The 12,231-nt window shown below is 73.2% G+C and carries 10 protein-coding genes; 5 read left to right on the plus strand and 5 right to left on the minus strand.

Annotated elements, in window-relative coordinates:
• Positions 1 to 38: 38 nt before the first annotated feature.
• A complete protein-coding gene (locus ABT147_RS02485) occupies positions 39 to 419 on the plus strand; it encodes a winged helix-turn-helix transcriptional regulator (RefSeq protein WP_351401862.1) in 381 nt (126 codons plus the stop codon).
• A gap of 43 nt (positions 420 to 462) precedes the next feature.
• On the opposite strand, the gene ABT147_RS02490 is transcribed toward ABT147_RS02485, so the two are convergent.
• From ABT147_RS02490 to ABT147_RS02500, 3 genes are read right to left on the minus strand one after another with little or no spacing between them, the layout of a single operon-like run.
• On the minus strand, positions 463 to 1,077 hold the full coding sequence (locus ABT147_RS02490) for a TetR/AcrR family transcriptional regulator (RefSeq protein WP_351401864.1): 615 nt from the start codon (positions 1,075 to 1,077) through the stop codon (positions 463 to 465).
• Positions 1,070 to 1,996 carry a fatty acid desaturase family protein gene (locus ABT147_RS02495; RefSeq protein ID WP_351401866.1) on the minus strand — a complete coding sequence of 309 codons (927 nt, stop codon included), beginning with the start codon at positions 1,994 to 1,996 and terminating at the stop codon, positions 1,070 to 1,072. The genes ABT147_RS02490 and ABT147_RS02495 overlap by 8 nt, the downstream gene beginning before the upstream one ends.
• Positions 1,993 to 3,570, minus strand: a complete 1,578-nt coding sequence (locus ABT147_RS02500) for a phytoene desaturase family protein (protein ID WP_351401868.1) — start codon at positions 3,568 to 3,570, stop codon at positions 1,993 to 1,995. Before ABT147_RS02500 ends, ABT147_RS02495 begins: the two co-directional genes overlap by 4 nt.
• Before the next feature lie 142 nt (positions 3,571 to 3,712).
• Here ABT147_RS02500 and ABT147_RS02505 point away from each other — a divergent pair, with 142 nt between their 5' ends.
• The 4 genes from ABT147_RS02505 to hemC all read left to right on the plus strand — a co-directional run bounded on the left by ABT147_RS02505 (position 3,713) and on the right by hemC (position 10,296).
• Entirely contained in the window at positions 3,713 to 4,585 is an 873-nt protein-coding gene (locus tag ABT147_RS02505; protein WP_351401870.1) for a hypothetical protein, read from the plus strand.
• Positions 4,585 to 6,903 carry a bifunctional serine/threonine-protein kinase/ABC transporter substrate-binding protein gene (locus tag ABT147_RS02510; protein WP_351401872.1) on the plus strand — a complete coding sequence of 773 codons (2,319 nt, stop codon included), beginning with the start codon at positions 4,585 to 4,587 and terminating at the stop codon, positions 6,901 to 6,903. Before ABT147_RS02505 ends, ABT147_RS02510 begins: the two co-directional genes overlap by 1 nt.
• The gene (locus tag ABT147_RS02515) at positions 6,903 to 9,233 is read left to right on the plus strand and encodes a bifunctional serine/threonine-protein kinase/ABC transporter substrate-binding protein (protein WP_351401875.1); all 2,331 of its coding nucleotides are present in this window, start codon (positions 6,903 to 6,905) and stop codon (positions 9,231 to 9,233) included. The genes ABT147_RS02510 and ABT147_RS02515 overlap by 1 nt, the downstream gene beginning before the upstream one ends.
• Before the next feature lie 130 nt (positions 9,234 to 9,363).
• Positions 9,364 to 10,296 (plus strand): hydroxymethylbilane synthase, encoded by a 933-nt coding sequence (gene hemC, locus ABT147_RS02520; RefSeq protein ID WP_351401877.1) that lies wholly within the window; start codon positions 9,364 to 9,366, stop codon positions 10,294 to 10,296.
• 27 nt (positions 10,297 to 10,323) lie between these two features.
• Here the strand turns inward: hemC and ABT147_RS02525 are convergent, their stop codons facing one another.
• A complete protein-coding gene (locus ABT147_RS02525) occupies positions 10,324 to 10,812 on the minus strand; it encodes a GNAT family N-acetyltransferase (protein WP_351401972.1) in 489 nt (162 codons plus the stop codon).
• 128 nt (positions 10,813 to 10,940) lie between these two features.
• Positions 10,941 to 12,017 (minus strand): enoyl-CoA hydratase/isomerase family protein, encoded by a 1,077-nt coding sequence (locus ABT147_RS02530; protein ID WP_351401879.1) that lies wholly within the window; start codon positions 12,015 to 12,017, stop codon positions 10,941 to 10,943.
• Positions 12,018 to 12,231 lie beyond the last annotated feature (214 nt).

Raw genomic sequence — 12,231 nt, forward strand, 5'->3', positions numbered from 1 at the left:
ATTTTCTGCGGTACTTACCTTTCAGTAAGGGGACAGTGATGGCCAAGGCGCCGAGACGCGGACCTTACATCTGCGGTATCGACGCCGCGCTCGACGTGGTGAGCGGCAAGTGGAAGGGCCTGATCCTCTGGGAACTCGACGCCCATCGCGTACGCCGCTTCGCCGAGCTCCGTCGCGGTCTGCCTGGAGTGAGCGAGAAGATGCTGACGCAGCACCTGCGGGAGATGGAGGAAGACGGACTGGTGCACCGGAAGGTCTATGCCGAGGTACCGCCACGGGTGGAGTACTCCCTCACCGAGCACGGGCGCACGCTCAATCAAGCACTCGGGCCGCTCGGCGCCTGGGGGAGTGAACGGCTGCGTCGCGAAGGCTCCGAAGTGGTCGACGTGGTCGACGTGGCCGAGACCTCACACGGCTAGACATCCCGGCCACCGTGACCAGGTCGGATCATGGGGAACAAGCTCATCTCACCCTGCGCGCCCGCCTCTTGATGCGGGGTACACGGTCGAAGAGCGCGGCGAGGCGGGCGGCTTGGGTGAAGAGGGTGGCCGGGCGGGAGCGGTCGCCGTCGAGGTGGGTGAGGGTTTCCATGCCGAGGTAGAAGGCCACCGCCGCACCGGCCAGGACCCGTACCCGGACGACCGACGCCAGCGGTTTGCCGCGCAGGAGGACCGTGAGCTGTGCCTCGGCCAGGTCCTCCCACTTCTTGGTCTCCAGGGTGAGCTGGGCGGCGAGCCGTGTCCCGGGCCGCGCCCCGGCGTACAGCTCCTGGACGGCGGCGATGTGTCCGGTCTCGGTGTCCTCGTCGTACAGCTCGCGCAGCCGTGCGACGGCGGGCACGGCGCGGTCGATGCCGGACAGTTCGGCCCGGTAGCGGTCGATACGGGCCCCGCTGGTGCGTTCCAGCGCCGCCACCAGCAGATCGTCCAGGTCCGCGAAGTGGTAGTAGATCACTCCGGGTGCGAAGCCTCCGGCCTGGGCTATCGCCCGCGCGGTGGTCCCGCCGTAGCCGTTGCGGACCAGACAGACGAGGGCGGCCTCCAGGACACGGTCGCGGGTGCCTCGGCTCTCAGACAACGCGCACCGGCCGTACTCCGTGGGCGGCGAAGTGGCCTTCGAGCCTGCGGGCCAGCTCAGGGAGGTGGTGACTGGGCACCCGGGGGTAGAGATGGTGCTCCAGGTGGTACGTGAGCTCCAGGAAGACGGCGGGGATGATCCTCCCGCGCAGGGTGCGGGTCTGCGTCAACGGGGTGTCTCCGTAGTCGTGGTGCGGCAGATACACCGTCAGCAGCGGGTACACCCAGCTCCCGACGATCGCCATCACCGTATAGAGGAGCGGTCCCGGCGTGTACGGCAGGAGCAGCACTCCCCCGGTGAGCGCGGCGAACGGGGCCAAGGCCTCCACCAGCAGCCACCGGCGGTCCCGGCCGCGCCGGTAGGACCAGAGCCACAGGCGTACGAGGAAGACGGGGCCGTGGCAGATCGCGCCCAGGAGGGACAGTTCGGCGGGGTGGCCCTCCGGGTCGTCGGGGTGCGGGAAGAGCCGGTGGTGCTGGGTGTGGGTGGCGCGGTAGGCGTGACCGCTCTCCAGCAGGGCCAGTCCCATCGCGAACAGCGCCCAGTCGGTGGCCCGTGGCGACAGGCCGAGCGTGCGGTGCACCACGTCGTGGGTGACGGTCACGACGGCGACGAAGATCCCGAACACGATCACGGGGGTCAGCCACCACCAGCCGAGCCACACCACACCGGCGAAGACCAGCACTCCGGCGCCCGGCCGGACCAGCGCGACGATCCGCTGCCGGCGCGTGGTGACGAGCAGGTCCTCGCCGAGTTCGGCCAGGGTGGGGAGGCCGGGGGCCGGGGGGCTCGAAGGGGTCGGAGGGCTTGTGGGGCCTGTGAGGCTTGTGGGTTCGGCGAGTTCTGTGGGTTCCGTGGAACCTGTGGGTTCCGTGGAGTCTGCGGGTTCCGTGGGTCCGGGTTCGGCGGCTGCGGTCATCCTGCGCGTCTCCTCTCCTTCAGCTCCTTCAGCAGTCCCTCGGCGACGATGCGGCTGCCCAGCACGCAGGCGACCGTGCCGAGGCCCGGCCAGGTCGAGTCGCCGACGAGCCACAGGCCGGGGCCGCCGAGGTCGTGCGGTACGGCGTGCTGGTTGGTGTTGGCCAGGCGCTGGCGTACGCCGCCGACCGCGCCCTGCGGACGGAACCCGAACCGTTCGTAGCTGCGGGGCGTTCCGGTCTGGGCGAAGACGGCGCGTTCCCCGAGCCGGGGGTACGCCCGCCGCGCGTGGGCCAGGAGTTGTTCCCCGGCCTCCTTCTTGCGTTGCCCGTACGCGGCCGGGTCGAGGTCGCGCCAGTCGGCGAGGTCGGTGTGGGTGGAGATCATCACGGCGCGGTGGCCGGGCGGTGCGCTGAGGGTGTCTCCGGGGGCGGACACGGAGACGAACATGTTGTTGCCGTCGCCCAGGGGGCGGTCGTAGGACTGCAGGAGCTGATGATGCGTCAACTTCTCTCCCGCGACCTCGGATTCGGGGACGCCCAGGAAGACGACGGTCGCGCCGCCGAGTGCGTCCGCGTCGCGTCGCAGGTAGGTCCGGAGTCTGCGGGCGACGGGGAGTCCCGCGCAGATCGACGCCGTGGTGGCGGCGGGGACCGCGCAGACGATCCGGCGGGCGTGGAGGACGCCCTGACGAGTCGTCAATTGATAGGCACCAGAGGCGCCTTGGATCTGGGTGACGCGGCAGGCGGTGCGAAGTGAGCCGCCCAGCTCCCTGTAGCGGCCGACCAGGACCCGCCAGAAGCCGTGCATACCGCCGTGGTGCCTGCTGAGGCCCGCGCCCCGGATGGTCACCCCGAGTGCCGCGTTGATGAGGGGCGCGTCGTCGACACCCGTGTGGACGGTGTCCTCGACCAGCATGGCGAGCAGCCCGGTCAAGGCGGCGTCCCCGCGCAGTCCGTGCTCGCGCAGCGCGTCGCCCAGGGTCCGGTTCAGGTGGCGGGCGTAAGGGAGGCCGGACCAGCCGAGCGCCCGCAGGTCATGGAGGGCGTCGCCGGGGCCGCGGATCGGCAGCCGTACGCCCGCCCGGCTGGCCCGCCAGAACGTGTGCGCGAGCCGGTCGAGCAGGTCCCAGAACGCGCGGTGCCGCTCGCTGTCGCCGAGCGTGCGGAGCCGTTCGGCGTGCCAGGCGGCCTGGTCGCGGTGGAGCACGATCCGACGGTCCGGCAGATACGCCTGGTAGCCCGGGAGTTCTTCCGCGTCCAAGGGTGGGATGCCCACGGTGTCGAGGAGTTCGCCGCCGACTCCTCCGGGGCCGAAGTCGACCAGGGTGGTCGCGCCCACGTCGAAGGAGAAGCCGCGCTTGCGGTAGTAGCCGGCGCAGCCCCCGGCGTGGCCGTGCGCCTCCAGCACGATCGTCGACAGGCCCGCCGTCTGGAGGCGCAGCGCCGTCGCCATGCCGGCCATTCCGCCGCCGATCACCACCACGTCGGCGCGGCCGTCCCCACAACCGGTCGTGTTCCGGCCCGCGTTCGGACCCGCGTTCCGGTCCGCGTTCTGAACATGTGTTCTGAACATGTGTTCAGAGTGGGGTAGTTCCGACTCCGCGTCAATGGCCCGGAAATGTGCGAAGAGACTCGTGGGAACCGCTCCCGCCGGGATTGCGTACCTCTGTACGATCACCGGTCACGCACGGGATATCGCGGTGGAGGGGGCGGCGATGGACGACAAAACAGCTGGGCGAAGAGGTGGTTGGCGGCTGAGGGCCGCCGCGTCGGGGGCCGCGGTGGCGGTGCTTCTCGGCGGTTGCAGCGCCGGGGCGTCGGAGCGGGCGGCCGAGCCCGGTGCCAAGGCCTCGGGGTCGCCGACGCCTTCCGCTTCCGCGTCCGCGCAGGGGTCGGCGGAGGACGAACAGGCGGAGGACGAACAGGCGGCGTCGACGGCGTCCGCGACGCCGTTCGTGGCGGACCCGGATCGCGTACCCCGTTCCGGGAAGCAAGGCGCCGCGCTGGCGGAGGCGGTCGTGATGCGGCCGCGGGACTGGGGCGCGGGCTTCCGGGCGCAGTCACTCGCCCGCAGCGCTCCCGGCACCCACGCCGTCCTGGACGAACAGTGCCGGTGGCAGCGCCGGGCACTCCCCGACGACGTACTCGCCTCGGTCTCCCTCTACAGCGAACTGCCGGGCACCGGGAAGCGCGGCACGGTCAAGGTGACGGCGACGGTGACGGTGCACACGACGGTGCTCGGCGCCGACGACCAGCTGTCCGAGACGCTGGAGGAGGCGCTGCGCTGCCCGGAGCAGCAGGTACGCGCCGACGAGCGGATCGCGAAGCTGATGTCCGTGGGCACCCCCCGCGGCATACGCGACAACAACTACGCCGACGACTCGATCCTGGAGAACGGCGCCTATCTGACCGGGGGCGGCGAGGTCATGTACCGGTGGATGGTCACCCGGCTCGGCCAGGTGACCGTGTCGGTGTCGTTGAAGGGCGCCGCGGGATACACCGTCAGGGAACTGGAGCCGTACGTGACGCGTGGCACGGTCACCATGCTCGACCGGCTGGGCTACGAGCTGGGCGGGGGCGAGGGCTGATGGAGCGGCTGCGTTCTTCCGATCCGGCGCGGATCGCCGACCACCGTCTGCTGGGGCGGCTCGGCGCCGGCGGCATGGGTGTGGTGTACCTCGCGCGGACGCCGGGCGGTTCGCTGGTGGCGTTGAAGGTGCTGGCGGCGGAGTACGCCGAGGACGCGGGTTTCCGGGAGCGGTTCCGGCGTGAGGTCGAGGCCGCCCGGCGTATCGGCAGTCCCTGGGCGGTGCCGCTGGTGGACGCCGACGCGGACGCGGCGGCGCCGTGGCTGGCGACGGCGTACGTGCCCGGTCCCTCGCTGGCCGAGGCGGTGGCCGCGCACGGGCCGCTGACCGAGCACGGGCTGCGGATCCTCGGCGGCCGGCTGGCGCTGGCGCTGGGTGAGGTCCACCGGGCGGGGCTGGTCCACCGGGACCTCAAGCCGGGCAACGTCCTGCTCGCTCCGGACGGGCCCCGGCTCATCGACTTCGGTATCGCCAGGGCGCCCGAGGACACCACGCTCACCGCGACGGGGCTCGTCGTCGGCACGCCCGGCTATCTCTCGCCGGAGCAGGCCGATGGGCGCGGCGACCGGACCATCGGCGCACCGAGCGACGTGTTCTCCCTCGGCTGCGTCCTGGCGTTCGCGGCGACGGGCCGCCCACCGTTCGGCGCGGGTGCGCTCGACGCCCTCCTCTACCGGGCCGTGCACGATCCGGCCGACCTCGACGGCGTCCCGGCCGCGCTGGGCGAGCTGCTGTCCCGCTGCCTGGAGAAGGACCCGGCCCGCCGGCCCGGAGTGGAGGAACTGGTACGGGAGTTGCTGCCCGGGGAGGAGGCGGAGGGTTCGGGCACGCCTGCCGATACCCCCGCCGACCCGCCCGGCGGTACCCCCGCGTCCTGGCTCCCCGAAGAGGTCGTCCGGCTGATCGCCCGGCGCTCGACGGAGGCGCTCGCGCTGCCGGACATCGACCACACCGAGATCTCGGCCGCCGCCCCGCCCGAGGACGCCGCCCCGGACGGCGACGCCCCGAGCGGGACCGGTCCGCGGCGCTCCCCTTCCGACGACGACACCGCGTCCCCGGCGTCCGCCACCGGAGACACCCTGCCCACGGCGGCGACCGGCGCCCCCGAGGCCCCCGCGAGGCGTCGCGTCCTCCTCGCCGGCGCGGGCGTGCTCCTCGCGGCGGGCGGCGGCGCGACCTGGTGGGCGCTGGGCCGGGACGGCGGCTCCGGTGACAAGAAGCCGGCCGCCTCCGCCTCCTCCCGGCGCCCCGCCTACACCGTCGCGCTGCACGGCGACCTCAGCGGTGACCGGAGCGCCACCGGCAAGGCCCAGGAGCGCGGACTGCGGCTGGCCGTCGCGGAGTTCAACGCCCGGGGCGACGCCCCCTTCCAGGTGGACGTGCGGGCCGTGGACGACGCCGGCGACCCGGCCGAGGCCGCCCGGCTGGCCAAGCGACTCGCCGACGACCCCTCCGTACTCGCCGTGGTCGGCCCGACCACGGACGCGACCGCCCAGTCGGCGCTGGCGGCGTACGACGCCGTTCTGTTGCCCGTGCTCGGGGTGTCCCCCGGTGCCATCGCACTCTCCGTGCAAGGCTTCCGTTCGTTCCTGAGCACCCGGCTGCCCGACTCGCTGCTGCCGTTCTTCATGGACCCGTTCCTGCGGAGCACCCGGCCGCGCAAGGTCGGTGTCGTCGTGGACCGGGCGGCCGACAACTACGGCTGGGAGGTCAGCAGCAATCTGAGCCTGCAACTGAAGGCGGCCGGACAGCCGTACGTCCCCCGGGTGGTCAGCACCATGCGGTCCGGCTTCGCCGACACCGTGGACGACCTGCTGGCCGCCGACACCGACTCGTTCGCCTTCGCCGGACTGCCCGACCGGGGCGCGTCGTTCGCCCGGACCCTGCACGAGCGCGGTTTCTCCGGTGCCCGTGCCTCCGGTCCGGCGCTGCTCGACCCGCGTTTCGTCACGGCGGCGAAGGAGGCCGCCGAGGGGTGGACGATCGTCGCGCCGGTCGTCGACCCGGCGGGCATCCCCGAGGCGAAGGCGTTCACGGACGCCTACCGGAAGCGGTGGAAGAAGGCGCCGCCCCGGTACGCGGCCGAGGCCTACGACGTGACCTCGATGGTGCTCAAGTCCCTCGCGCACCTCCCGTCCAAGAGCCGTACCCGCGAGGAACTGCTCGCCGCGTTGCGGGCCGCCAAGTACCGGGGCATCACCCGGACGTACGGGTTCCAGAAGAACGGTCAGCTGGTCATCGACGGCACCGGCGGCTACCTCTGGCGCGTCGAGGACGGAGCGTTCGTGTACGGCGGCCCCGCGCCGCTGACGGCCTGATGGAGCCGCTGCGCACCGCCGATCCGTCGCGGCTGGGCGACTACCGCCTGTTGCGACGGCTCGGCGTCGGCGGCATGGGCGTCGTCTTCCTGGCCCGCGCGCCGGGCGGGGCCTTCGCCGCGGTCAAGGTGGTACGGGCGTCGTATGCGGACGACGCGGGGTTCCGGGCCAGGTTCCGCCGGGAGATCGAGGTCGCCCGGCAGGTGGACAGCCCCTGGGTGGTCCCGCTGCTGGGCGCGGACGCCGACGCGGAGGATCCGTGGCTGGCGACCGCGTTCGTACCGGGCCCCTCGCTCGCGGAGACCCTGGAGGGGTACGGGCCGTGGTCCCCCGCGTCCGTGTGCGTGCTGGGGCTGCGGCTCGCCGAAGCGCTGGACGCGGTGCACCGGGCGGGGCTGGTGCACCGCGACGTCAAGCCGGGCAATGTACTGCTCGCCCCGGACGGGCCCCGGCTCATCGACTTCGGTATCGCGCGCACCCCGGAGGGTACGGCGCTGACGTCCACCGGCGTCATCGTGGGCTCCCCCGGCTTCCTGTCGCCCGAGCAGGCGCGGGCGCGGAGCGCCGGGATCGGGCCGCCCAGCGATGTCTTCTCGCTGGGCTGTGTCCTGGCCTACGCGGCCACCGGCGTACGGCCGTTCGGCGGCGGCGCGGCGGCCGGGATGCTGTTGCGCACGGTCTACGACGAACCGGAGCTGCCCGGCATCCCGGAGGCGCTGGAGCCGGTCGTACGGGCGTGTCTGGACAAGGATCCGGCGCGGCGGCCGACCGCCGTCGAGGTCGGTGCGGCGCTGGAGGCGGCCGTACCCGCCGACCGGGAGCGGTGGCTGCCGGAGCCGGTGACCCGGCTGATCGCGGACCGGTCGGCGGCGGTGCTCGCCATGGGCGCGATCGAGCCGACGCGGGTGTCCGCGCCGACGGGCATGGTCGCGGTCGCGAACGATTCGGCGGGCGCCGACGCGGTCGCGCGGGGGTCTGCGGGCGCCGCCCCGGTCGCTGCGGGCTCGGACGCGGTCGCGCCCGGGCCGGTTGACTCCGGTGAGGTGGTGGACTCCGGTGAGGTGACGGTGACGTCCCTCAAGGAGCCGCAGGCAGGCCGCCCGGCCACGACCCGCCGCGCGTTCCTGGCGCTCGGCTCCACGGGGGCGGCCGGGGTGCTGGCGGCCGGGGGCGGAGCCTGGTGGTGGAGCAACCGGGGCGAGCGGAGGGCCGGCGGGGGTGCCTCGTCCTCGTCCGCCCCGCGCGCCGAACTCTCCGTGGCCTTCCAGGGCGACCTGTCCGGCGCGGCGGGCGAGGACGGGCGCGCCCAGCTCAACGGCGCCCGGCTGGCCGTCGCGCACGTCAACGCCGACGCCGACCGGCCGCTCCGATTGAAGCTGCGGGCGTACGACGACGGGGGCGAGCCCGGACGGAGCCGGGAGCGGGCCGGGCAACTGGCCGCGGATAAGCGGGTCCTCGCGGTGCTGGGCCCGACCACGGACGGCTGTTTCCTCGCGGCGGCGACCACGTACGTGAAGGGTGTGATGCCCGTCGTCTCGGTGTCGGTGGGGGGCTCACCCCAGGCCGGGGACGCCGACCTGCCCACACTCCGTTCGCATGCGCAACTGTCACCGACCGACCAGTTGCTCGCCGCCCCCTGCATCGCCTATCTCACGGGCAGGGCCGACGCCCGCAAGGTGTTCCTGGTCGAGGACCGGTCCGAGGGCGACTTCGCCTGGACCCTCTGCGCCGACATCCAGCGCGCACTGGACCGGGACGGGAGGGACGCGAACGTCACGAGTGTCGCCGCCGGGAAGCTCGACCACACCGCGCTCGCCGGGCAGGTGGTCGCGGCCCGGGCGGACGCGGTCGTGTTCAGCGGAGGCCAGGAGAGGGCGGGCGCCTTCGCGGCGGCGCTGGGCGGGGCCGGGTTCTCCGGGGCCCGGGTCGCGACCCAACGGGCCTTCGGCGCACGGTTCCTGAAGAGCGCGGGCCGGGCCGGCGACGGCTGGGTGTTCGCCACCACGTTCATCGATCCGACGGCCACCCCGGCGGCCCGCGCCTTCACCGAGGCGTACGAGGCACGGTACGGGGAGCGCCCCGGCCCGTACGCGGCGGAGGCGTACGACGCGGTGCTGTTCCTGGCCGAGGCGTGTGTGAACAGCCGCGACTCACCCCTGAGGGAGCGCGGCGCGATCGTCCGCCGGATGCACGAGGTGACCTACCAGGGCATCAGCCGGAACATCGCGTACACCTCGGCCAACGGCTACAACCACGACGCGCTGTTCCTGTTCCGCGCGGTCGACGGGGAGTTCGACTTTCTCGGGCAGTACCGGCGGGCGGATGTGTGAGGCCGGTCGCCGGCGCCGGACGTAGGGGTCGGTCGTCCGCGCAGGTCGGTGGGCTGATCGTAGAAGGTGGGGTCAGGACAGGGGTCGGGGGTGGTCATCGGGGCCCGGTCCGAGGGGCTATCGTGCCTTCATGTCGCAGGACCTGATTCGTATCGTTTCCCGAGACTCGCCCATGGCTCTGGCCCAGGTGGAGCGCGTACGCGCCGAACTCGCCGTGCTGCACCCGGCGCTGCGCACCGAAGTGGTCCCCGTGAAGACGACCGGGGACAAGTGGATGGGCGATCTCTCCCAGGTCGAGGGCAAGGGGGCCTTCACCAAGGAGGTCGACGCCGCGCTCGTCGCGGGCGAGGCGGATCTCGCCGTGCACTGTGTGAAGGACATTCCCGCCGACCGGCCGCTCCCGGCCGGCACGATGTTCGCCGCGTTCCTGAAGCGGGACGACATCCGTGACGCGCTCGTGGACCCCGCCGGGCGCACCCTGGACGAGCTGCCCGCGGGGACCCGTATCGGCACTTCCTCCGTACGGCGTACCGCGCAACTCACCGCTTCCCACCCGCACCTGGACTGTGTGCCGTTCCGCGGCAACGCCAACCGCCGGCTGGAGAAGCTCGCCGCCGGTGAGGCGGACGCGCTGCTGCTGGCCGTGTCCGGGCTGGAGCGGATCGGGCGCGCGGATGTGATCAGCGAGATCCTGTCCGTGGAGACGATGATGCCGCCGATCGGCGCGGGTGTCCTGGCGCTGCAGTGCCGGGAGGACGACACCGACACCATCGACACCGTCAGCGGCCTCGGCGACCCGGACACCCACCGCGAGACCCTCGCCGAGCGGATGTTCCTGCATGTCCTCCAGGGCCACTGCAACAGCCCCATCGCCGGGTTCGCCCGCACGGACCGGAGCGGCGAACTCTCCCTGCGCGCCTCCGTGTTCACCCCCGACGGCAAGACGGTCCTGCACGCCCACGAGTGGGCCGGCCGCCTCGACCCGGCGACCCTCGGCACCTCCGTCGCGGTCGCTCTGCTCCGCCAGGGTGCCCGTGACCTCATCGACGGCATCGCCCACTGACCTGCTCTCCGGTGGGTGCCCCGGCGGTCACCGGGGTGACGGCGTCCGCCGCCCCGGCGGCAGTCGGCGGGCCAGGACCTGGCCCGGCCAGGTGCCGGAGAGGAAGCTCGCGGTGCGGGTGAAGCCGTTGCGTTCGTAGAACGCGACGAGACGGCCGCCGTCGCCCGCCCAGCAGTCGACGCGGAGGAGCCCTACGCCGGCCCGGCGGGTCTCCTCGGCGGCGTGGGTGAGGAGGGCCGCGCCGATGCCCAGGCCCGCGTGGTGGCGGTCGGAGACCAGCAGCCGGACGTAGCGCTCGGGTTCCCCGGCCGGTGCGATCGGCATCTGCGGGCTGGGGCCCGAGTCCAGCACCAGGGCGCCGACGGGTGTGCCGTCCAGCTCCGCGATGTACGGGGTGTTCTCGGTGGTGTACCGCTCGACGCGTGCCGGTCCGTCGGCCCGCTCCGAGTACGGGATGGTGCCCCACTGCACGGTGTTGCCGCGCTCGTTCATCCAGGCCACGGCCCCGTCGAGCATCCGGAGGACGACCGGGGCGTCGGCCGGGCCGCCCGGTCTGATCCGTATACCGGCGGACGCCGGGTGTGGTTCCGTGGACGGCGACGCCGGGTGTCGTTCGGTGGGCGGCGGTGTGCGGTCGGGCGCGCTCACGAGGCCGTCTCCTGCCTGAAGTCGGGCTGGGCGAGGCCGAGTTCGCGGTCGCCCAGCGGTGCGAAGAAGCGCTCCACGTCGGCGTCGGTGACGTCGGCGAGGGCGGGCGGGGACCAGCGGGGGTCGCGGTCCTTGTCGATGACCTGGGCGCGGACGCCCTCGACCAGGTCGGCGGTGGCCAGGGCCGCGCAGGAGACGCGGTACTCCTGCTCCAGCACCCGCTCCAGGGAGCCGAGCCGCCGGGCGCGGCGCATGGCGGCGAGGGTGACCTTGACGGCGGTGGGCGACTTGGCGAGCAGGGTCTCGGCGGTCTCATTCGCCGCCGGATCGCCGTGGGCGAGGAGCCGCCGGACGATCTCCTCGGCCGTGTCGGCGGCGAAGCAGGCGTCGATCCACTCCCGCCGCCCGGCCAACTCCCCGTCGGGCGCGGGCCGCACATGCCGGTCGAGGGCCGCACCGACGGGCAGGTCGGCGAGGTCGTCGACGAAGTCCCGGAGCGAGCCGGACGGTACGTAGTGGTCGGCGAGTCCGCACAGCAGGGCGTCGCCCGCGCCGATCTGGGTGCCCGTCAGGGCGAGGAGGGTGCCCAGTTCGCCCGGGGCCAGGGCCAGCAGATGGGTGCCGCCGACGTCCGGTACGAAGCCGATGCCGGTCTCGGGCATGGCGATCCTCGACCGTTCGGTGACGATCCGGACGCTGCCGTGCGCGGAGACACCGACGCCGCCGCCCATCACGATCCCGTCCATGACGGCGACGTACGGCTTGGGGTAGCGGGCGATGCGGGCGTTGAGGTGGTACTCGTCCCGCCAGAACGCGGCCGAGGCGGTGCCGTCGCCGTCGCGGGCGTCGTCGTGGACGACACGGATGTCGCCGCCCGCGCACAGGCCGCGCTCCCCCGCGCCGGTGATGACGACGGTCTCGACGGCCGGGTCGTGTTCCCAGGCCGTCAGAGCCTCGTCGATGAGGCGGACCATCGCGTGGTTGAGGGCGTTGAGGGCTCTCGGGCGATTGAGGGTGAGATGGGCGGCCCGGCCGGCGGTGTGCAGGAGGACGGGCGCTTCGCCACCGGTCATCGGCAGGCCTCCGTCAGGGCTCGGGCCACGCTGACGTGCATGTTCTCGTCGCTTCCTCTCGGTCGACGCCCTGGGCCAGCCGAGCGTACCCGACCCTCTTTCCGTGGTACCCCTGCCCCCGGTGGCCTGCGGATAGGGGTCGCCACGGCCCAGGCCCCCGGAATGAGAGTGCGGGGGCGATAGGGGGTTGGCCCGCGGACCTGCGCGGAGCAGC

This window comes from Streptomyces sp. NPDC001868 (genome assembly GCF_040297125.1).
Taxonomy (GTDB): Bacteria; Actinomycetota; Actinomycetes; order Streptomycetales; family Streptomycetaceae; genus Streptomyces.